At 57.1% G+C, this 22651-nt stretch carries 18 protein-coding genes; 9 read left to right on the top strand and 9 right to left on the bottom strand.

What is annotated here, in order from left to right; translation table 11 throughout:
• The first annotated feature begins 326 nt into the window (after positions 1–326).
• Complete coding sequence (locus ACL2XQ_RS20530; RefSeq protein ID WP_413739632.1) at positions 327–2483, top strand: putative bifunctional diguanylate cyclase/phosphodiesterase; 2157 nt, start codon at positions 327–329, stop codon at positions 2481–2483.
• Between the two features lie 47 nt (positions 2484–2530).
• Here the strand turns inward: ACL2XQ_RS20530 and ACL2XQ_RS20525 are convergent, their stop codons facing one another.
• The 7 genes from ACL2XQ_RS20525 to ACL2XQ_RS20495 form a co-directional block, all read right to left on the bottom strand.
• Entirely contained in the window at positions 2531–4384 is a 1854-nt protein-coding gene (locus ACL2XQ_RS20525) for a hypothetical protein (RefSeq protein WP_413732084.1), read from the bottom strand.
• A 207-nt stretch (positions 4385–4591) separates the two neighbouring features.
• Positions 4592–5728: an ROK family protein gene (locus ACL2XQ_RS20520; protein ID WP_410013832.1), complete on the bottom strand. Its 1137-nt coding sequence runs from the start codon at positions 5726–5728 to the stop codon at positions 4592–4594.
• Between the two features lie 72 nt (positions 5729–5800).
• A complete protein-coding gene (locus tag ACL2XQ_RS20515) occupies positions 5801–6958 on the bottom strand; it encodes an N-acetylglucosamine-6-phosphate deacetylase (RefSeq protein WP_410013833.1) in 1158 nt (385 codons plus the stop codon).
• Positions 6951–7724, bottom strand: a complete 774-nt coding sequence (locus ACL2XQ_RS20510) for a glucosamine-6-phosphate deaminase (RefSeq protein ID WP_413739631.1) — start codon at positions 7722–7724, stop codon at positions 6951–6953. Before ACL2XQ_RS20510 ends, ACL2XQ_RS20515 begins: the two co-directional genes overlap by 8 nt.
• A gap of 10 nt (positions 7725–7734) precedes the next feature.
• Positions 7735–9264 carry a sodium:solute symporter family protein gene (locus tag ACL2XQ_RS20505; RefSeq protein ID WP_410013835.1) on the bottom strand — a complete coding sequence of 510 codons (1530 nt, stop codon included), beginning with the start codon at positions 9262–9264 and terminating at the stop codon, positions 7735–7737.
• 249 nt (positions 9265–9513) lie between these two features.
• Positions 9514–10392: a nitrilase family protein gene (locus tag ACL2XQ_RS20500; RefSeq protein ID WP_410013836.1), complete on the bottom strand. Its 879-nt coding sequence runs from the start codon at positions 10390–10392 to the stop codon at positions 9514–9516.
• A gap of 52 nt (positions 10393–10444) precedes the next feature.
• Entirely contained in the window at positions 10445–11215 is a 771-nt protein-coding gene (locus tag ACL2XQ_RS20495; RefSeq protein WP_410013837.1) for a glutamine amidotransferase, read from the bottom strand.
• 339 nt (positions 11216–11554) lie between these two features.
• Here ACL2XQ_RS20495 and ACL2XQ_RS20490 point away from each other — a divergent pair, with 339 nt between their 5' ends.
• The 5 genes from ACL2XQ_RS20490 to ACL2XQ_RS20470 all read left to right on the top strand — a co-directional run bounded on the left by ACL2XQ_RS20490 (position 11555) and on the right by ACL2XQ_RS20470 (position 15691).
• Positions 11555–12265, top strand: coding sequence for a M24 family metallopeptidase (locus tag ACL2XQ_RS20490; RefSeq protein WP_410013838.1), 711 nt, complete (start codon positions 11555–11557; stop codon positions 12263–12265).
• A 60-nt stretch (positions 12266–12325) separates the two neighbouring features.
• Positions 12326–13114, top strand: a complete 789-nt coding sequence (locus ACL2XQ_RS20485; RefSeq protein ID WP_413721270.1) for an ABC transporter ATP-binding protein — start codon at positions 12326–12328, stop codon at positions 13112–13114.
• Entirely contained in the window at positions 13098–13901 is an 804-nt protein-coding gene (locus tag ACL2XQ_RS20480; protein ID WP_410013840.1) for an ABC transporter permease, read from the top strand. Before ACL2XQ_RS20485 ends, ACL2XQ_RS20480 begins: the two co-directional genes overlap by 17 nt.
• A 23-nt stretch (positions 13902–13924) precedes the next feature.
• A complete protein-coding gene (locus ACL2XQ_RS20475) occupies positions 13925–14977 on the top strand; it encodes a LacI family DNA-binding transcriptional regulator (protein WP_413721269.1) in 1053 nt (350 codons plus the stop codon).
• Positions 14978–15514: 537 nt separating this feature from the next.
• Positions 15515–15691, top strand: coding sequence for a general stress protein (locus ACL2XQ_RS20470; RefSeq protein WP_410013842.1), 177 nt, complete (start codon positions 15515–15517; stop codon positions 15689–15691).
• Positions 15692–16289: 598 nt separating this feature from the next.
• On the opposite strand, the gene ACL2XQ_RS20465 is transcribed toward ACL2XQ_RS20470, so the two are convergent.
• Positions 16290–18689: a phosphoketolase gene (locus tag ACL2XQ_RS20465; RefSeq protein ID WP_413721268.1), complete on the bottom strand. Its 2400-nt coding sequence runs from the start codon at positions 18687–18689 to the stop codon at positions 16290–16292.
• Positions 18690–18797: 108 nt separating this feature from the next.
• Positions 18798–19922, bottom strand: a complete 1125-nt coding sequence (locus ACL2XQ_RS20460) for a GntR family transcriptional regulator (protein ID WP_410013844.1) — start codon at positions 19920–19922, stop codon at positions 18798–18800.
• A gap of 627 nt (positions 19923–20549) precedes the next feature.
• Between ACL2XQ_RS20460 and ACL2XQ_RS20455 the strand changes: the two genes are divergently transcribed.
• The 3 genes from ACL2XQ_RS20455 to ACL2XQ_RS20445 are packed head-to-tail and all read left to right on the top strand — an operon-like array spanning position 20550 to position 22646.
• Positions 20550–21122, top strand: coding sequence for a sugar isomerase (locus ACL2XQ_RS20455; protein WP_410013845.1), 573 nt, complete (start codon positions 20550–20552; stop codon positions 21120–21122).
• 31 nt (positions 21123–21153) lie between these two features.
• On the top strand, positions 21154–21627 hold the full coding sequence (locus ACL2XQ_RS20450; RefSeq protein WP_410013846.1) for a VOC family protein: 474 nt from the start codon (positions 21154–21156) through the stop codon (positions 21625–21627).
• A gap of 29 nt (positions 21628–21656) precedes the next feature.
• The gene (locus tag ACL2XQ_RS20445; RefSeq protein WP_410013847.1) at positions 21657–22646 is read left to right on the top strand and encodes an autoinducer 2 ABC transporter substrate-binding protein; all 990 of its coding nucleotides are present in this window, start codon (positions 21657–21659) and stop codon (positions 22644–22646) included.
• Positions 22647–22651 lie beyond the last annotated feature (5 nt).

Here is a 22651-nt window from a genome sequence, read left to right as displayed (position 1 = left end):
TTATCATTAGATAGCAAATTAAACCTAGCATGACATATTGGCGGTTCCTAGCGGGCTGGCATGATTTTCTTCATTTCGGGGTGTTTTTCGTGAAGCCGTCTAATACCGCGGCATTGAGTCATTTGCGCCGCATTCCGCCGGCGCTGTCTATACTTAACAAGAAAAACAGGCGCGAAATGGTGTGGTATCTGACGAATCGGAGCGAGCCGTCACAACGCTTACGCGACAATGACTCAAGCGTTGCCTTCATCATGCCGATATAACCCTGATGCATGAAATAATTTATTTTTTAATTATTATTTTTGACGTGATTCGCAGAGGCACACATGAATGATTCGCCGTCGGATAGGGAAGAGGAAAAGCGTCTTGCCGTGCTGGAAGAATATGGCATCCATTCCACATTATCGGAAATAGGCTTTAACCGGTTAGTACACCTTACCGCCAATATTTTTAAAGTGCCTGTTGTGCTCATTTCGCTGATCGAAGCCGAACGCCAGCTGTTTGCCGCCAGTATCGGCATCGCCTCCTGCGAAACGCCGCGCGATATCTCGTTTTGCGCCCACGTCATTCGCCGGCACGATATCATGGTGATTCCGGATACCCATAAGGATCCGCAGTTCCGGGATAATCCTCTGGTGACCGGGGAGCCTTTTATCCGTTTTTACGCCGGTATTCCGTTACGCAATCAGGATGGGGTCGCCCTCGGCACGCTGTGTATTATCGACCGCGTGCCCCGGCCGGGGCTGAGCGCGGGCGATAGGCAAAATATGCACGACCTGGCCGCGCTGGTTATGGACCGGCTGGAAATGCGCCGTCTGGAACGCGCGCGCAACGCCAGCCAGTTTCGTTTCGAAAATATTGCCCATACGTCCCCCGACGCCATTGTCTGCGCCGACGATAAAGGCATCATCACCTTTTGGAACGCGGCGGCGGGCAAACTGTTGGGGTATAGCAGCGAACAGATTATCGGATGCAACGTCAGCGTGCTGGTGCCGGACGGCCTGGTCGGCCGTCTGCAGCGCCTGGCCGGCGCCGGCGACGGCACACAGCGCGGCAGCACCCTGGAACTGAAAGTGCGCTCCGCCGACGGCGTCTGGATCCCGGTGGAACTGTCCGCGTCTTCGTGGGTGGACCACGATCGCATCACCTTTGGCGCCATCCTGCGCGATATCACCGAACGGCGCCGCAACGAAGAGCGCTTGTTCCAACTGGCGCATATGGATCACCTTACCGGGCTGGCCAACCGTACCCTGCTGGGCTTATGTCTTGAGCAAACCCTTAGGGACGAGGACGCCGCCATCATCATGCTGGTGGACCTGGACGGCTTTAAGGACGTTAACGATAACCTGGGCCATGCGGGCGGGGACGCGGTGCTGGTGGACGTGGGTTTCAAGCTGCAAAACTGCGTGCGCTCGGGCGACGTGGTCGCGCGTATGGGCGGCGACGAATTCGCCCTGTTGCTTCCCGGACTGTCCGATGCCAAGAGGGCGGCGGAAATCGCCGATCATATCATTGATGAAATCAACAAGATTGTCACCATCGACGGCCAGCCGGTCAATATCGGCGCCAGCGTCGGCATTGTGCTGTATCCCGTCCACGGTCTGACCATCCAGGAACTGCTGACCAGCGCCGATTTGGCGCTTTACCAGGCCAAGGCCGACGGCCGCCACTGCCGCCGTTTTTTTACCCGGGAGCTGCGTGAATTATCACAGGCCAAGCGCTCTTACCAGGGGGAACTGGGCAGGGCATACGATCGGGATGAATTCGAACTGTTTTACCAGCCGCAGGTGAGGCTGGCCGATAACGCCATCGTCGGCGCGGAAGCCCTGCTGCGCTGGCGCCATCCGGAGAAGGGGTTGCTGGGTCCGGCGGTATTTATTCCGGCGCTGGAGTCCGGTCCCTGGGCCGAGCGCGTCGGAGAATGGGTGATCAGGACCGCCTGCCGCCAGGCGGCGGCCTGGCGCGATCGGGGCGTAACCGAGTTTCGCATGGGCGTGAATCTGTTCAGCGCCCAGTTCAGGACCGGCACGCTGGCGCAACAGGTACGCGCCATCCTGCAGGAAACCGGCTTACCCCCGCAGGCGCTGGAATTGGAAATTACGGAAAATATCATCCTGCGCCACGATGAACATATGCTGAAGCCGCTAAGGGAACTGCGCGCGTACGGCGTCGGCATCGCTTTTGACGACTACGGCACCGGCTATGCTTCTCTGAGCATGCTGAAACATTACCCGGTGACCCGCCTGAAGGTGGACCAAACCTTTGTGCGCGCCATGGTGGATTCTCCCCCCGACGCCGCCATCGTCCGCGCTATCCTGTACCTGGGCAGCAGCTTTAAGCTGGAGGTGATCGCCGAGGGCGTGGAAACGCTTGAACAATGCGAACGCCTGAAGAAAAAAGGCTGCCTGGAAGCGCAGGGTTTTCTGTTCGGCAAACCGATGCCGGTCGATGATTTCGCCGAACGCCTGGGACTGGTGCGCTGAGGTGACGTCAAAAGCGCGCGTGTTTGCTGGCGCAGGGCATAAGGACGTTAAGCCTTTATATCTCGATAATAAGGCAGGCTGTCTTGCAGGGTCTGGGTATCGTTTTTCAGATGCGTCAGCAGTAAGTGCGTTAAGCTGAAAATCCGCCAATGATTGTCGAGACCGGTGGGGGGATTTCCGCTGCTATGCGCATGTAACCGCGTGTCCGGCCGGGATGGAGGGTACAGTTCACGGTTGTAAAGCGTGCAAAGCCGGCAAAAATAGCATTGATGAGCGGTGTTGTAGTCTATTGTCTCTGATGCGTTGACATGAAAATGCATGGCGGGTGTTCCAGGACCTGAATGTTGCGCCAACTGCTGGCGCAGCCGGAAATCGAGCGACAGCATATCGGCGAATTCGGATTTTATACGGTTTATCTGTGATTCTATATTCAGCATTTTGCCTAAAGCAGGGTTAATGCGCGGCATGTCGCTTCCGGCCATCACCACTTTCGGGTCGATAGTTAAGGCTGCTGTAATGTCCTCCCATGAAATGTTTTTCATGGGCGGGTCACCTGGGTTGTCGGCGGTTATCGCATGATGCGCCAGACTGTCGAGCAGGGTATCATTATCCTTTTTCAGCATTGATAACAGGGTATGGGTTAATTTAAAAACCCCAGAGTTTAAATCGCGATGGCGGTCATGATATTCTGTCGCGGAAGTGCAAGGCTGTGGATTGCGCTTCAATCCTTGGAAAAAATTATTGTAATGCGTCCAGAACACGCAAATATTGCATTTGTCGGGATGTTGCATATCGGCATCCTGGAGAGTGAATGTATGCACGTGGCCATCAGCGTGGGCGGTCAACGGGGACTTCCCCATTAGCCGGCGAAGACCGGTATTTTGCGCCAGCGTCTTATTTAATTCTTCGAGCAGCTTAATGATATGGTCTTTTATCTGCCATGTTTTTTCCAGATATGACGGGCTAATGGTGAGGACCTCATAGAGATGCGCTGCAACATCCGGACTGGGGCGGGTTGCAGTTTTGTTTGCCGTTTCCTGCGAGTCAGGTAGGCCCGCAATGCGAACCCCGGCAAGGGAACGGATAACGTCGAGCAGTTTATCGCTGTCTTCTCTGATGAGGTGATGCAGTACGGATGCGAGTGTTAAAAGAACGGTGTCGCTATTTTGGCGTTGGCCGTCCTGATCTAGGTTAAGCACGCCCGATTGCGCCTTTGCGGTTTCCATTGCGGTCAGTAATTGATGGTAGGTAGCCCAAAGCGCGCATATCTGGCATTGATGAGGCGTGGCGGAATGTGCTGACGTAATCTCACTGGCGTGCAGATGATGTTCTTGTCTGTGTGCCTGCGCCTCATCTGCTAGCTGAATCAGTCTGCGTAATTGGCCATTGCGTAAAATCTCCTTGGCTAATTTTTCTTTTATCGTTCCTAATTCCTGCTTAACCGGCCAGATATCCTCCTGGTTTTTTGTTTGCAGCGGATTTATAGGGAGGGTACGCCCTGCGGGCAGAGCGCTATCGGCAGGACAATAGCGAGGCGGAGCGCCTGAATCTGGCGGTTGGCGATTGTTAATCGCCACCAGTCCGCCAGAGAAGGTATTGCCTTCAATCCTATGCCTTTTGACGGGGGGGCGATTGACTTGAGAATCGTTTTCCGCTCTGGCTGTGGCCGGCCTGCCGTTTTTACGGATAGGGATAAGGGCTGGCAGCTCTCTTCGTGGATTGTGTATTTTCCACGGCATCGTATTTTCAAATAATGGCCCCTTGGCAAGTAATGACCGTCCGGCGATGGTTTTATTATATTCTTCGATATCCCGATGTTTAACGACACCGGAAATAAAACCAAGGGACGAGGATATTCCTCTCATCGAAAATTCTACCTTTTCGTAGCGGTAAAAACGCATCAGCTATTTATTTGATAAATAGTATATGCTAATTATTTTTGGGGATTATTAAAGTACCGGTCTATCACAAAATTGATACATCCCCATTATATTGACTGCCGCATCTTAAATAACTGAAGCTATACCAATTAACAATGAACATTAAACCCGTTGCCTTGCCGCACCGGCGGTTAATCCGGTGTTGCTTTGCGGCGGCGCGTACCGCCGCTACAAATTAATGCGCTCGAAGCGTTGGATCATGGCCAGCGCCAGTCCCTGGGCCGGGTCATAGCTATGGGAGAGAAAGCGGATTTGCGTATGGCCGTAGGCAAAAGAGAGGGTGGTACGGCGCGCCGTGGCCAATACCTGTTCGGTAAACAGCGACGAGGCATTATAGGCGCAGTCGATAAGCAGGGTGCGCGGGTTGACCAGATGGATGATCTGGCTGAGCGCCTTGCCGAGCAATTCGCCCGCCCGGCCGATAACCTGTTCCACTATCTGCGGCGCCGCCGCGCGATTGGCCCACTGCAGCCCCGGCTGCAGCTGATCCAGCTGCGCATTGATGGCCCTGAGTGCGATTAACGATTCCAGGCAGCCGCGTTGTCCGCAGGTGCAAAGCGGCCCGTCGGCGGCGACGTTCAGGTGCCCGACTTCGCCCGCGGTCCAGCTGCCGCCATAATAAACGCCCTGTTCGGTCAGCAGCGCGCCGCCGATGCCCTCGGCGATCCGCAGGTAAAAACCGGGTTCGGCTCCCGGCTGCCGGGTGCCTTGCTGGCGCGATACCAGCGCCGCCGCCTTGACGATATTCATCACGCCGACCGGTATCGGCACGGTTTCGCCCAGGGTCGCCAGGAGGTCGACCTGTTGCCAGCCCAGATGCGACGATACGTGCATCACGCCGGCAAGCGGATCGATAATACCGGGAAAGCCCACGCCGATGCCGATAAGTTCGGGATAACGCCGGTGCATCCATTGGACGACGCGCGTGATTTCCGCCAATACCGGGCCGGGGGCGACGGTATCGATAGCCAGCGTTTGCTGCTCGATGACCTCGGAAAAATAGTCATAGACCGCCCAGTGCAATTGCTGGCGCTCGACCATAATGCCCGCCGCCTTCATTTTATCCGGCAGCAGCGCAATATGGATTTTGGGGCGGCCGATGGTGTTGGATTGGGCCACGCCCAGTTCGGCAACGTAGCCCCGGGCGATAAAATCATCCACGATCAGCGAAATGGTATTTTTGCTTAACGACAGCGCGCGGGCAATATCCAGGCGCGAACTGACGCGCTGTTGCCGCAAGAAAGACAGGACATGCTTTTCATTGTACTGGCGCAGCAGCGCGGGTCCTTTTCCTGGCTCTTTCATAGGCTGGCTTACCCTAACCTCCGGCTGAATATCAGCGGGCATTATGGCATAACCATTGATGCCCGGAAAAACCTATTCATCCCGCCAGACGCATTCTCCCCGCTGATAAACGGCCAGCACGGACAATCCGCCGCGCCGGTCTTCGTCAAGCGCCACTGCGTCCAGCGGGGCGCCAACCGCCAGACCATGCCGCGTCGGCAGGTTAAGCAGCGCCGAGGGACGTACCGACGCCATCTCCCACGCCTCGCGGCGCGTGGCCAGGCCCAGGCGGAGCAGATTATTCACCCCGTACAGTAATGAGCGCGCCGATCCCGCCAGCAACCGCGGGTTATCGGCCATCGCCAGGCGCCCCGTGTCGCTCAGGATCACCTCGCCGCCGATATGCAGCCGGTAGCGTCCGGGCGGCATGCCGGCCAGGCTGGTGGCGTCGCTCACCAGGATGCCGCGTTCACCTTTGACGCGCATAAAAACCTTCATGACCGACGCCGGCAAATGTTCGCCGTCGCCAATCATGGCGCACCACAGCCGGTCCTGCGCCAGTTGCTCCCAGATATAGTTGGGGTGGCGCGGCAGCAGCAAATGCGCCCCGTTGCCCAAATGGGTGGACAGCGTGGCGCCGGCCTCGACCGCCGCGTCTATCTGTAACGCGTCGGCGGCGGTATGACCTAAGGCGACCACCACCCCGGCTTGCGCGCAGCGGCGGATAAATGCCGGGGCCTGCGGCCATTCGGGCGACAGGGTCAGCAGGCGTATATCGCCCTGCGCCGCGCGCTGGAAGCGTTGAAACAGCGTCCAGTCCGGTGCTTTGACAAAACGTTTGTCATGCGCGCCGCGTGGTCCGTCCTCGGGAGAAAGAAACGGCCCTTCCAGATGGATTCCGGCCACGCTTTGCCCGACCGGGGCAAAGCGCCGGCGGGCATTGGCAATCGCCGCCGCCATCCCGGCGATCTGTTCATCGCCGTTGGTGATGACCGTGGGCAGGAAGGTGGTGACGCCCTGTCGCCATAATTCACGGGTGACCTCCAGTACCGCCTGTTCATCAATCGGGCAACGGTTAAAATCAACCCCCGCATAACCGTTGACCTGCAAATCCACCAAACCGGGCGCCAGGATGGGCAGGCTATCATCCTGCGGCAGCGGCCGTATTTCACGGATCAGTCCGCCGGCGGCGTGGATCTCGATGCTGGTTAACTCCCGGTAATCCCTGCCGCGGATACAAACCTTATCCATGCGTTAGCTCTCCATACGCGTCTACGTCGGTAAACAGTGAACAAGCGGGGTGGGTACGCAGAACGGTGGCGGGGCAGGCGGTGGTTACCGGCAACGCCAGCATGGCGCGCACCGCCGCGCGTTTGCTGCTGCCCGGCACCATGCAAAACAGGCGCGATGCCGCCATCAGGGTGGGAATGGTCAGGGTCAGCGCGTGGGTGGGAACCGCGTTTATCTCGCCGAAGCAGCCGTCGTTGACCTGCTGCTGGCGGCAGACCGGGTCCAGCGCCACCACTTTCATGATGGCGGGATCGTGAAAATCCGCCACCGGCGGATCGTTAAACGCCAGATGGCCGTTTTCTCCCACCCCCAGGCAAACCATATCCACCGGCGCGCGGCTAATCAGCGCGGCATATTCGCGGCACACACGGCCTGCGTCGCCCGTCGGGATCAGATGGACTTGCCCGGGGCGGACGATATCGAACAGATGCCGCTTAAGATAGTGGCTAAAGCGCTGCGGTGAATCGGCGGGCAGGCCGATATATTCATCCATATGAAACGCCGTCACCCGCGACCAGTCTATATCCCCGGCCGCCGCCAGGGTGGCCAGGAACTCATTTTGCGAAGGGGCGGCGGCAAAAATAATCCTGACGTTATCCTGGGCGCTCAGGCGGTTACGCAGGCAGGCGGCGGCGGCCTCGCCGGCGTGGCGTCCCATTTGCCGGCGATCGGCAAACACCTGGACGGATAAATTCTCGCACCGACGGTTCAGTAGCGGCAATGACATACCAAGCTCCTTAGTTTTGGCCGGATTCGGGTTTACGCAGGTTGTGGATGGGTTCGGCAGCCTGCGCCGTGCCCTGATCCTGGTTTAACGCGGCCAGCAGAATGTCCACCTGCGGGCTGACCGGACTACGCCGCAACATCCCCGCCAGCGTATAGACAATCAACGAGGTGAAGACCGGGATGGCGACGATTTGCGTGGTGCTCATGCCCGGCACGACGAATTTTACCGCGAAAAATGCCGCCACCCCGGCCGCCCATGAGGCAATGGCCGCCGTCGGGCCGCATTTTCTGAACCAGGGCAGCAGGCCGAGCAGCATGGGGATCGAGATGGGGCCGACCAGGCCGCCGAACCAGACGATAAGCAGGGTCAGCACGCCGCCGAACCGGCTGGCGTTAACCGCGATAAGCAGGGTGGTCAGGATAAACAGCACCACGGTTACCCGCGCCACCACCAGGGAAGATTGGCCGTTGCCGAACCGGCGCGGAAACAAAACCGGCAGGATATCGCGCGTGACCACGGCGGTAATGGCGTTGGAGTCCGATGAGGTCATCGACAGGGTATGGGTAAACATCGCCACCAGCACCAGACCTATCAGGCCGTTGGGTAAGAGCTGCATCGCCATGATGGAGTAGGATTGCGTCGGATCGGCGATATGGGGGAACAGTACCGGCGCCGCCCACATGGGATAAAACAGCACCAGCGGCCATACCAGGTACAACACCGAGGACAGCAGGGCGGCCTTGTGCGCGTCCCGCCCGCGGGGCGAGGCGATAAACCGCTGCGCCAGGTTCCAGGTGCCGCCGTTGTAGCTGAGGGTATAGATGACAAAATAGGCCAGCATAAAGCCGAGCGTGTAGGGCTCGCGGATAATATCGGTATGGGCCGGCGGCAATTGGTTCCAGACGGTGAGCAGTTCGTGCGCGCCGCCCAGATGGGCCGCCACCGCCACCACCATCACGATGGCCGCGATAAACTGCACGATAAACTGGCCGAAGTCGTTGCAGGCATCGGCCCATAACCCGCCCATCACGGTATAAAACAGGCATAATGCGCCGGATATCGCGATGCCGTATACCGGCGCGAGCCCGGTGAAGACATTAATGATAATGGCGATGGCCGCCCACTTGGCGCCGACATCAAAGGTTTTCAGCAGCACGCCGCTCCAGGCCAGCAGCTGTTGCGTCGGCACATTGTAGCGCGTGGCGAGATATTCCATCGGCGATTCGATATGCATATGGATGCGCAGCCGCGCCCAGCGCGGGGCGAAAATAAACGAGCCGATAAACACCGCAATGGAAATGGGCAGCGCCCACCAGAAATAAATGGTGATGCCATAGCTGTAGGCCACCGCGGCGTAAGCCACGAACACCGCCGCGCTATAACCCGACATATGATGTGAAATGCCGGAAAGCCACCAGGGCATTTTACCGCCGGCGGCAAAAAAGTCCTTGGTGCTGCCCACTTTGCGCATGGCCCAAAGCGTGATCGCCACAATCATCAGCGCATACAGCGCCATGACCACATAATCTGTTCCGTTCATAGCTCACTCCGGTAGCGGGTGGGGTTAGCGCAACGAGGCAGCGTGACCGCCCAGCGCGACATATAATCCTTAATTAGGACTAATTGATTAAATTTTTATTTGGAATCTTCTCATTGATAGCTAGATTAATCCTAAATAATGACTAATTGACGTTAGCATAGCTTGAGAAGCCCGAAAGAGAGTTATATCACATTTATCTGCCGGCGCAGGAGGCGGGCCATAGGACTTTGATATGACCCGCCGCCGCGGCTAAAAATTGCCCGGTTGATGGGACGTTCCGAGCATCTGATCATACACATCGGTGCGGCGGTCGCGCAGCACCTGGTTAAAGGCGTTCCAGTTGCGATGACGTTTGGCATCGGCCAGGTTAATGGTCGCCATGATGATATCGGTATCCGTGGCACTGGCCGGTCCCGCCACCGGCCAGCCGGTATAGCCGACAATCAGGCTCTGGCCGATAAAAGGCTGATGGCGTTCCACGCCTACCCGATCCGCCGCCGCTACAAATACCGAATTGGTATGCGCCGCCGCCATGCAGATGATATTGGCCATGGCCTCGCGGTTGGGATCCTGGCCCGGGATCGGCACCCAATTGGTGGGGACGCAGACAATCTCGGCACCCTGCAATGCCGCCAGGCGGAAGCTTTCCGGAAACCAGCAGTCATAACAGATATGGCACCCCAAGGTGCCGATGCGGGTTTTGAATACCGGGAAACCCAGGTTGCCCGGCGCGAAATAAATAGCTTCATCCCCCCACAGATGCACTTTGCGATAGCGGCCAATAAACCCTTCCGGCCCGATGATAGCGGCGGCGTTATACAGCAGTTCGCCCTCGCGCTCGGTGATGCCGGCGACAATATACACCCCCAGCCTGCGGGCGCAGTCGATCCAGGCGCGGCAGGAAGGGCCGTCTGGCAGCGCTTCTCCCAGCGCGAAGGCTTCGTCGCGGGTGGCGAACACATAGCCGGTATTGCACAGCTCGGGCAACACCATCAGATTCGCCCCCCGCGCCGCCGCCTGTTCGATCATGGCGATGGAGGTGTTGACGTTGCGCACGGTCTCGCCAAAAACCGGCTCCATTTGCAAGCAGGCTACGGTGACTAAGGCTTCATTCGGTTTAGGCGCCATGGCGGCCTCCGGAGGATAATGTCGGTAACGAGGATCCCTGCTAATCGGCGGATTAACGGGTGGTCAGCCAGCCCAGCATGTTGAGCAACAGCTGTTTATAACCGGGCCAGTCGATAAAATTCTGCGGCAGCCAATGGGGGCTGATATCCGAGGTCCAGACCAGCGTGCGCCCGCGCCCGTGGGCACCGGTCACCAGCAGCGGGTGTCCGCCCAGCTCATCCGGCAGGCGCGCCAACACATCGCTGCCGTCCTTGGGCACCACCTCGTTGGCGCCCAGCAGCAGCGGCCAATCGCCGGTAATATTGTTAAATAGCGCATGTCCCTGCTTTCGCGGGTCGATAACCGGACGGAACCCCTGCGGCACCTCGATGCGGTCGTCATAAGGCAGGCATTCCACCGGCAGCGCCTGCTCCACGGCGGTGCGGTGCCAGCGCGCCTTGCCGTCGATGCCCTGGAAGCTCAGGTAGCCGCCGAACATGGCCAGGGCACCGCCGGCGGCAGTCCAGTCGCGCAGTACGTCAAGACGATTGGCCACCGTTTTACCGTGCAGCCAGACATCCGGATGCAGCAGCAGCGAGTTGGCGCCGATATCCGACAGCAGGATGGCGTCATAACGGCTAAGCTCTTGCCCGGTAAAAGGGAATTCCTCCACCGCCACGTGCGCCGGCATATGGGTCAGGGCAAATTCCGTACCGGCCAGCGCCGCGATGATCGCCTTGGCGCCCGAATGAAAGGTGACGCTGCCGAACTGATCAAATCCCTTGAAATGGGTCGCTGACGACACCCATGTCTCTCCCACTAATAATATCTGTTTCCGACTCATGTTATTACCCTCCACAGGCATGGATCATTTTTGTGCGGCTCGCCCCTTTTTAGCGCAGCATTTAAGAGAAGTTGAACCGTTTCAATTAATAAAATTGTCATTTTTATCATGTTATATCAAGCATAAATTTATTTATAAAACGATATTGACATATAAAGATTGAACCGTTTCAATATGGATTGAATCGCTAAACATTGATCATTCTCCCGCCGGTGTATTGATGATGAACACGGGAGGCTATAATCAGTGCACCGGGGATCCACGCCCGGATATTGCCATGTTCCCCCGACGCCGCCATATTTCCATGCCGGTCATGTTTGCTAACAGGATGCCGCTATCATGCCTTTATCGCCACCGCCGATGAAACCCCTCTGGACCTATCGTCCCGGGCCGGATATCGCCCTTGAGGCCCCGGCCGGGCTGCGCCAGGCGCAACTTTTGGCGAAAGCGGCCGCCCAGGCGGGCCTGGCCGCGGTCCGGCCGGGCGTATCGGAGTCCGCCGTGGAGGAAACCATACATGCCTATCTGCGCGATCAGGGCGCGGCGGGCATCTGGACCATTACCAACGTCGGCCTGGGCGAGAACGCCAAGGTCTGTTTCCCGACCCAGGGACCGGGCGCGCAGGCCGCGGCAGCGCGCGACGTACTGATGGTGGATGTGCATCCCATTACCGCCGAGGGCTTCTGGGGCGACTGCACCCGCTGTCGCGTCGTGGGCGATTATCCCGAGGCGGTGGACGCGCTGCGGGCGCTGGAACATATCCACCGCGATACCCTGGCGTTATGCCGGCCCGGCATGCCGGCCGCAGAGCTGTTCGGCCTGAGTCACCAACGCCTGACGCGGGAAGGATTTATCCTGCTGGATTTGCTGGGTAATATTGGCCATTCCCTGACGGCCGGCGCCGCCTATACCCTGGGTTTTATCGATGCCGGCAACGACACGCCCATGTGGGGAGCCTGGGCTGTGGAACCCTTTGCCCGGCGCGGCGACGTAGCGGTCAAGGTCGAGGACGTGGTCTGGTTCGGCCGTGAGCGATGCGAGGTTTTGTAACGGAAACCGAACAGATTCTATAGTGCGCTATCCGCGAAGGGATAGCCCAGAGGCAACGTCATGACAGTTCCCAAGTTATCGATTCAACAGGTTACGCGGCGCTTCGGCGCGATGACCGCCCTGGCGCCCACCGATCTGGACGTACGCGCGGGCGAGTTTGTCTGCGTGGTCGGCCCGTCCGGCTGCGGTAAAAGCACGTTGTTCAATCTGGTGTCCGGCGTACTGACACCTGACAGCGGTAAGATCCTGATAGACGGCGACGATGTTACCGGCCGCAGCGGCCATGTCGGCTATATGCTGCAAAAAGACCTGCTGCTGCCCTGGATGACGGTTATCGACAATATCGTCTTGGGCGCCATCCTTAAAGGAGGCGCGACGCGGGACCAGCGCGCGGCGGGGGTGGCCCTGGCGGAGCGCTATGGCCTGGGCGAATTCATCAATCACTATCCGGCGGCGTTGTCCGGCGGCATGCGCCAGCGGGTGGCGCTGATGCGCACCCTGGCGATGCGGCATGACGTGATGCTGCTCGACGAGCCGTTCGGCGCGCTGGATTCCCAGACCCGCCTGGCGATGCAGCAATGGCTGCTGACGGTCTGGGCGGAGCAGCACCGCACCGTGGTGTTTGTTACCCATGATATCGACGAGGCGATTTTTATGGCGGACCGGGTCGTGGTGATGACGCCCCGTCCCGGCCGTGTCCAGCAGATTTTCAGCGTGGATATCCCGCGTCCGCGTCCGCTGTCCTGCCTTACCAGCCCCGCATTCACCCAGTTGAAACGACACATCCTGGATCTGATTTACACTGAACAACCGGCACAGGAAGCGCTTATCCATGATCAACATCCGTAAGCTGTTATTGCCGCTGGGCGGCCCGCTCGTGGCACTGCTGCTGGTGCTGGCGGTCTGGGACACGGCGGTGCGTTATTATCAGATTCCCGCGTATGTCCTGCCCTCGCCGCAGCTCACCTGGCAGCACGCCTTATCGGACTGGTCGGTGCTCTGGATCGGGTTCCAGGCCACCTTCACCACCTTTTTGCTGGGGTTTGTCCTGGGCGCCGGCGCCGGATTCGTCTTTGCCGTGCTGATGGATGCGATCCCCGGCGTGAAAAGCGTGCTGTATCCAATTTTGATCGCCAGCCAGGCGGTGCCGGTTATCGCGATTTCCGCCGCGCTGACGATCTGGCTGGGCTTCGGCCTGGCGCCGAAACTGGTGATTGTGGCGCTGGTGGTATTTTTTCCGGTGGTGGTCAACGTGCTCGACGGGCTGAACTCCGTGGATAAGGATATGCTTAATCTGGTACGGTCCATGGGCGGTTCCCGCCTGAGCATCTTCCGCTACGTTAAGCTGCCGGCCACCTATACGCCGCTGTTTTCCGCCCTGAAGCTGTCCGCCACCTTCAGCGTCACCGGGGCGGTTATCGGCGAGTGGACCGCGTCCACCAGCGGCGGCCTGGGCGCTTATCTGCTGCAGGCTAACTCAAGGCTTAATACCGCCGGCACGTTTTCCGCCATCGGTTTTCTGGCCTTGCTGGGGGTCTTGAGCTTTCTGCTGGTTATCCTGCTGGAATATCTGGTTACGCCGTGGCGCTCCTCGTCGACCGCCAGGCGCTGGTCGCGGCGCTACTGGCGCCGTTAGTTTAATCCCGCACAGGACGCCTGATGACCGATGATAGCGTAAAGCCTGGCAGGCCGGTACGGCCTACGATTCGCGACGTGGCGCGTTTAGCCAATGTTTCCATCGGTACCGTCAGCGCGGTGCTTAACAACAGCGCGCGGCCGGTGGCCGCGGATACGCGCGCGCACGTGCTGCGCTGCATTGCCGAGCTGAATTTTGAACCCAACAACGCCGCGCGCAGCCTGAAACACCAGCGTATTTCCTCCATTGGTTTTATCGTGCCGGATCTGGGCAATGCGTTTTTCGCCGACGTGGCCGAAGGCATCCAGGGCGTGCTTGACCACCTTGATTGCCTGCTGGTGCTGTGCATGACCTGGGCTGATACGCAGCGCGAGGAGTATTACGCACAGGTGTTGCGTACCCAGCGCCTGAACGGGGTGATCTACCTGTCCGGCACCGGTCTGCCCAGCCCCTCGCTGATGAGGCTGGCGCAGCAAGGCGCGGTGGTATTTGTCGATGAATGCCTGCCGGGGATCGACGCGCCTTTTATCAGTGCGCAAAACCTGCTGGGCGCGCGCGCCATGGCGCAATATGTCCTGGGGCGCGGGCATCGGCGGCTGGCCGTCCTCGGCGGGCCGCGCGGATTGTGGACCAGCGAACAGCGCCTGGCCGGATTTCGCGAGGCATTTGCCGCCGCCGATATTATGCCGGACTCGGTGCCGGTATTAAGCGGCGACTATACCGAGGCGTCCGGCAGCCGGGCGGCGGATACGATTATCAATCTGCCGGCGACGGAGCGCCCTACGGCGGTGCTGTGCGCCAACGATCTGATAGCCATAGGCTTTATACGCCGTTGCCGTGAGCGTGGTATCGCCGTGCCGGAACACATCAGCGTCACCGGCTTTGATGATATCCCCGCGGCGCGGCTGCTCAGTCCCGCACTTACCACGGTACGCCAGCCGGGAAATGCCATGGGCCGCGCCGCCGCCACCCTGCTGTTGCAGCGCATCGGTGCCCTCCCGGACGCGCCCTGCCCAAGTGAATTCTCCACCGAGCTGCGCATCCGCCATTCGGTGGGGCAGGGACCGTCGGCCTGAGCCGCGCGGGTCGGCCGCGCATACCATGGCGGGCGGGACGGCGGCTGCGGTTAATTGCGCATGGGATTGTCCCTTAGCGGCGGGAATGTTCCTTTGCGTACCTTGTTATATTTCCGGTAATAATGCTTATTACGGCGTAGAACGGATATACCGACCAAAAAATCAATATGTTATACCGCCTCGTTTATTATTTTTATCAGGTGTGTATAAATATTTTTATAAATTTTTGAGTGGTAATTTGTTGTTGATTTAATTAATAAAAATCACCATTTCTATTATGTTAATAAATAATCCCATAAAACATAAATGCAAAAAATACATCTTTTTCAGTATGTTGAAATTCATTATGAGGGTCATTTTCACCTAAATGCCGTATTTGCTCTTTTAGAGAACCTTGCCTAACATTAATTCCATTGATGATGAGTCACGTGTAATAAATAGTCATCAATAAACAGTTCAAGCCCGTTAAATGAGTAGTATTAATAAGATGGGTAATATCTAACGGCTTGATGATATCATCTGCAATTGGAGGTTAACATGGCTGAACATCGTGGCGGTTCCGGCAACTTCGCCGAAGATAAACAGAAAGCGTCCGACGCGGGTAAAAAAGGCGGTCAGCAGAGTGGCGGCAACTTTAAGAACGATCCTGAAAAAGCCTCGGAAGCAGGCAAGAAAGGCGGTCAACACAGCCATGGCGGCGGCCGCAGTTCTTAGTGGGCATCAGGGAAAACGTGTTACCGGCACAGACAGAAAGAGAAAGCACCTTGGTAAAAACTGCTGATTCCCTGTAATGACCGTTGTGTCGTAATAGTGCGGGTTAAATGATGACAGGGTTAAGGTGGTCATTGCGCCTCCAAAAACAGTTTTGGAGGCGCTGGCTTGCCGGACGGCGCAGGGTGGCTATTATTATTCTGATTTCTATTGCTATTAAGGCGATATCCGCATCTATAGAGGGGAAAATACGTTCGTAATCTCGCCGGGATACGGAGAAAATATTTTTTCTCCTCAGCGGAGAGTGTCTGCTTTGAGCGGCTGTGGATTTTTTTAAATTATTTTCTTGTACCCTGTATGACGGCGACCCATACAATTGCGGCAATAATAAATAAGGGGGTAAAAGGATAATTAAAACAGACAATCGACCTTTATTCAGGCGCCTGGGTGGGTATCTGCCGACACCTGGCGGTCAACGTCCATGTCACCGAATATGTCTGTGTGGGAAATCTCATATCACCTTGATGTAGGGTGATTGTTCGCTAAAAGATATGACTCCTTTTAACCGCGTCTCGCGCCCAGCATCCTCCCGACGGGAGCCTTAGCTGATTTTTTGCCACTTCCACTCCTTGACGTCGGGCAGATCGTCGCCGTGCTCGCGCACATAATGATAATGTTCATCCAGCCTGGCCTTGAAAAAATCGATGGCGGCGGCGGCCTTGGCGGAATCCTTCAGTCCGGGAATGCGTTTGATCGCCGCCATGGCCAGATGGAAACGATCAAGTTTATTCAGCACGGTCATATCGAACGGCGTGGTGGTGGTGCCTTCCTCCATAAAGCCGTGCACGTGGATATTGGCGTGATTTTTCCGCTTATAGGTGAGGCGGTGGATCAGGAACGGATAACCGTGATAGGCAAAAATCACCGGCCGGTCGGGGGTAAAAAGCCTATCGAAAAATTCATCGCTGTGGCCGTGCGGATGCTGTGTCTCGGACTCCAGCGCCAGCAGATCCACCACGTTGACGACCCGGATGCGCAGCTCCGGCACGTGCCGGCGCAACAGCTCGACGGCGGCCAGCGTTTCCATGGTGGGCACGTCGCCGGCGCAGGCCATCACCACATCGGGGGCGGTGGTGCCGTCCTCGTTGCCGGCCCAGTCCCAGATGCCCAGACCGGCCTCGCAGTGTGTCACCGCCTCGTCCATAGACAGCCACTGCGGCGCGGGCTGCTTGCCGGCCACGATCACATTAATGCGATCGTAGGTTTTCAGGCAATGATCGCCGACCCACAGCAGCGTATTGGCGTCCGGCGGGAAATAGATGCGCACGATATCAGCCTTTTTATTGGCGACCAGATCGACAAAACCCGGATCCTGATGGCTATAGCCGTTATGATCCTGGCGCCAGACGTGCGAGGACAGCAGGTAATTGAGCGAGGAAACGGGCTTGCGCCAGGGCAGGGCGCGCGACACCTTGAGCCATTTGGCATGCTGATTGAACATGGAATCGACAATATGGATAAAGGCTTCATAACAGGAAAACAGCCCGTGGCGGCCGGTGAGCAGGTAGCCTTCCAGCCAGCCCTGGCACAGATGCTCGCTCAGCACCTCCATCACCCGACCGTCCTGGGACAGCTGCTCGTCGTAAGCTTTGGTTTCCTCCATCCAGACCCGGTTAGTGGCCTCGAACACGCTGCTTAAACGATTGGAGGCGGTTTCGTCGGGGCCGAACAGGCGAAAGTTGGCATTATCCGCATTGAGCCGGAAGATATCGCGCAGGTACTCGCCGAATATTTTGGTGGCTTCGGCCTGGATATCCCCCCGTTTCTTGCTGGCCACCGCATAATCCTGGATTGCCGGCGCCTTCAGCGCCTTACGCAGCAGACCGCCGTTGGCATTGGGATTGGCGCCCATGCGCCTGCCGCCCTCCGGCGCCAGTTTGCGCAGTTCCGGCAGCAAACGGCCGTTGCCGTCGAACAAATCGTCCGGGTTATAGCTGCGCAGCCAGTGTTCCAGGATCTGCCGGTGGCCCTCGTCCTCGCGACAGCCCGCCACCGGCACCTGATGGGCGCGCCAGAAGCCCTCGACCTTTTTGCCGTCCACCTCTCTCGGCCCGGTCCAGCCCTTGGGGCTGCGCAGGATAATCATCGGCCAGCGGGGGAGCGATTGCGGCGCGGCGTTGCCGGTGAGCGCGTCGTTTTGGATGGCGCGGATCTCATCGAACGCCTGGTCGAACGCGGCGGCCATCAGCGGATGCATTTTGGCCGGCTCATGGCCTGCGACGAAAATCGGCCGGTAGCCGTAGCCCTGGAACAGCTGACGCAAATCGTCATCGCTGCTGCGCCCGAGCAGGGTAGGATTGGCGATTTTATAGCCATTAAGATGCAGGATAGGCAGCACCGCGCCGTCGCGGGCGGGGTTGATAAATTTATTGGAATGCCAGCTGGCGGCCATCGGCCCGGTTTCGGCCTCGCCGTCGCCGATAACGCAGGCGGCGATCAGATCGGGATTATCGAACACGGCGCCGTAGGCATGGACCAGGGCATAGCCCAGCTCGCCGCCTTCGTTAATGGAACCCGGCGTTTCCGCCGCCGCATGGCTCGGAATGCCGCCGGGAAAGGAAAACTGGCGAAACAGTTTGCGCATGCCTTCGGCATCGTCGGAAATATCCGGATAAATCTCGCTGTAGGTGCCTTCCAGCCAGGTATTGGCCACCATGCCGGGGCCGCCGTGCCCCGGCCCGCAGATATAAATCATATCCAGGTCGCGGGCGCGGATAACCCGGTTCAGGTGTGCATAGATGAAATTAAGGCCGGGAGTGGTGCCCCAGTGGCCGAGCAGGCGCGGCTTGATATGGTCCGGCAACAGCGGCCGGCGCAGCAGGGGGTTATCCATCAGGTAGATCTGGCCCACCGACAGGTAATTCGCCGCCCGCCAGTAGCGGTCGATCAGCGCCAGTTCGGCGGCGTCGGGGGCGGAAACCTGCGAGGTCGTATTTTCCATGTCATTGCTCCTTCGGAGTAGGTTCTACGGAATGGCTCTATCTCAAGTCTAGCGTGGGATGGCGGCCATGCCCGGCGCACGGCCCGTGGAACTATGAAGAAATGTATCTCAAGCGGGGTCGCGGCGCGTGCCGCAGGACGAGCGGATGATCATCTCGCCGCGCAGCTGCAGATGGCGCGGCGCGTCCTGGGGAAACTGCAGCCGGTTAAGCATTAGGAATATGGCGTTCCTGGCAATATCGCCAAAGGGCTGTTTATAGGTGGTCAGCGGAATACCGAGCAGGGCGGAGTATTCATTATCGTCAAAGCCGACGACATTAACCTGGCGGCCTATCTGGCCGCAGGTGGATAATAATTTCATGGCGGTAAAATCATTGGCGCAGACAATATTCGTGGCGCCGCCGTCGAGAACGCCGTTAATAAAGTCCTTATCCCCCGCCAGACCCTTGTGCACCCAGCCTTCCTGCGCTTGGATGCCGGCGTCCAGCAGCGCCAGCTTATAGCCCATGATGCGCATTGAAACGGTATGCGCCGAATAGTTTTCACATAAAAAATCAACGCGACGGGTCGCGTTTTTTAATAAATGGCGGGTGACTTCAAAACCGGCGGCAATATTATCAATGCCCACCAGATCGTAGGCGCACTTATTAGGATAGGCTTTGAAATCGCTGTCAACCAGGATGACTCTGATATTGAACAAAGAAAGTTTTTGCAGGATCATCTGGTTAATTTCATCGGCGAAGGGATGGAACTCTATCGGTATAAAAAATATCCCGTGAACATTATTTTTAATGTAGCGATCGATGATGTTTTCAATGGTCTGGATTATTTTCTGCTTACTGGCGTCGATGCCCATGGTGACGATGCCGTTCCAGACCAGGGAGAAATTGAACTGCTGGGAGAGCGATGCAATGGACTTAAAGATCTGCTCGAACAGGAAGCCGCTTTCATTGGCTTCCATGCGCGGCGAGAGGATGCCGAGGGTCAGTTCTCCCTGCGCCGCCGCCGCCGGCTGCTGCCGCGCGCAGACATAATGGCCGGACCCCTGGGTGCTGCTGATAAGCCCCAGTTCCCGCAGTTTGGACAGCGCCTTGGAGACGGTGGGGCGCGATACCGAGAATTCATCGCATAATACCGATTCCGACGGCAGACGCTGGCCTTCCTGGTAAATATTGTCGCGAATGCGCTGTTCGATATTCAAAAAAACGCTATCCAGTTTACCTCTTTTCGCCATGATGATTCTTTTGCCCATGCTGAAATTAATTATCCAAAAGAAATGAGTGAGGACCGCTGGATTATTACAGCTACTGTACAACATGCGTCGCGTAATGTTGCAAAACACCATAAATGATAAAAGTTGTAAAATCAAGCGGGTTATTCGGCTGATAAATACGGCGATAGCGCCTATGTTTAGCGGCCGATTATCCTGTTTCAGCGATAAATAAACCCACGAGCAGCGCGCTAAATCGAGATTTTTTTCCGGTTTTTTTCGCCGCCCCGGCCGGGCGGCATTTTTGTTCAATCTTTATGTCGCCGCCAATGCCGTAGCCGGCGCGGATGCGAAGCGCGCCGCGCCAGGTCGCGGTTTGCTGCCGGCGTCATAGCGCTCCTGCTGGGGGACAGGATGTCAACAGGCAGGTAACGGAATATCGCGCAATAGTAATGTGATCCTTATCACTTAACTGCACATTTCATCATAATATTTAACATTTCGGCGTAAAAAATGTGATCAATATCGATAGATATGCCAAAAATTTATCGTATGTTGTATGCATATGTTGGCTAATTAATTTTACATATCAGCTAACATGTAAATTATATTGTGCCTCCCGCCGACGATGATAAAAGTGAGGAATTGCCGATGTATACCTACAAAGGCCTGGTAGAACAGGTGATAGCGGAAAACAAAGCCACCCTGCTGGCCGTGGATGAAGCTGAAATAAGCCAATTGATGGATGAAATTTGTAAAGCAAAGACCATTCAACTCTATGCCATGGGGCGAATGCAACTCTCGGTGCGCGCGTTCGCCATGCGCCTGAAACACATGGGGTTCGACAGCTATGTGGTCTACGACACCACCACGCCCTGTCTTGGCGCGGGCGACTTGCTGATCGGCCATTGCGCGGTCACCAATGTCGAGCTGAACGTGATAAAGCTGGCCAAGGAGGCCGGCGCCCGGGTGGCGCTGCTTACCGCCCATCCGGAAAACGAACACGGCGGCTATGCCGATCTGACCGTGCGCGTGCCGGGACAGATTTTCGGCGGCGACCAGGAAGTGCCGTCAATCCAGCCGATGTCCTCGCTGCTGGAGCAATCGCTGTTTCTGTTTGTCGATATCATTACCATGCTGTTGATTGAAAAAACCGGTATTTCCCTCGACGAGATGAAAACACGCCATACCAATCTGGAAGGCTTGCCGCAAAAATTTGCCTGAGACCCTTACCCTTATTCAAAAAGGTTCCACGATGAAAGACGGTGACATTATTCAAATAGCGCATCTGGTGGAAAACCTGGATGACGCCATGGCGCATTATTATCAAGTATGCGATATCGGCCCCTGGGATGTGTATACCTATGGTCCGCACAATATTCGCCATTCCCTCTATCGCGGCAAACCGGCGGAGCATATTTATAAAATAGCCGTGTGCTGGGTTAATGGAATTCAAATGGAATTAATGCAGCCGGTCAGCGGTTATAGCATCTATGACGAATATATTGAAAAGCACGGCTACGGCCTGCACCACATGAAGCTGTATTTCCAGGATTGCGACCAGGCGATTGCGCGTTATGCGGCGCGCGGCTACCAGGTGGTGCAAAGCGGCAATATAGGTGACGATGTTTTTTATTATCTTGATACCGAAGAACGGTTTCAGGGCGCGGTGATCGAATTAGGCAATGCCGGCGCTATCCCGCAACCCGAAAGCCGTTATCCCGCCTGATAAAGCTTAGTCAGCGATAAGGAAAAACCATGAAAAAGATCAATGCAATGGCGCTCTGCATGCTGTTGGGCGCGTCCGTCAGCCTGTTGCCCAGCATCAGCGGCGCCGCCGACAAGGAATTAACCATGGTGGGCATCCCGAAATTACGCTCCGCCTGGTTTAACGATTATGAAAAAGGGCTGAAAAAAGCCGGTAAGGATTTTGATGTCAAGGTCTATCAGCAGGCGCCCGCGTCGCCGGATGAGGCGCAGCAGGTGCGTATTATCGAGGATTCGATAAGCCAGGGCGTTAATGCGCTGCTGGTGGTGCCGAACAACGCCAGCTCCTGCGAGCCGGTATTTGCCCGCGCCCATGAAAAGGGCATCGTGGTGATTACCCATGAATCGGTGAATCAGCCCAATGCCGATTACGATGTGGAAATGATTGAAAATGAAAAATTCGGCAAATATATGATGGATCAATTTGCCCAGCACGCTAAAGACGGCGGGGAATATGCCATTTTTGTCGGCTCGCTTACCGTGCCGGCCCATAATATCTGGGCGGACGCCGCCATCAAGGAGGCCAAGGAAAAATACCCGAACCTGAAGCTTATTGCCGACCGTTTCCCGGTCAGCGAGGACCGTAACGCCTCGCGCCAGAAAACGCTGGAACTGCTGTCGACCTATCCGGATTTAAAAGGCGTGATCTCCTTCGGCAGCCAGGGCGCGCCGGGTGCCGCCCAGGCGCTGCGCGAAAAGGGGCTGGTAGGCAAGCTGACCGTGATGGGCACCACTTCGCCCAAGGAAAGCGCCTCGTTCCTCAAGGACGGTTCCATTACCACCTCCGTGCTCTGGAGCCCGGGCGATGCCGCCTATTCCATGACCTATATCGCCAAGATGATCCTTGACGGCAAACGCGATCAAATCAAGAACGGCCTGGAAATCCCCGGCATCGGCAAGCCGGTTGTCGACGGCAAAAATATCATTTTTGATAAGCCGCTGACGGTCACCAAGGAAAACTACAGCCAGTACGATTTCTAATCATA

Origin of the sequence: Sodalis sp. RH14 (genome assembly GCF_047324285.1) — a bacterium.
Taxonomy (GTDB): domain Bacteria; phylum Pseudomonadota; class Gammaproteobacteria; order Enterobacterales; family Enterobacteriaceae; genus Acerihabitans.
Note: the sequence above shows the minus strand (reverse complement) of the source record. Positions and strands in the feature narration are given on the sequence as shown.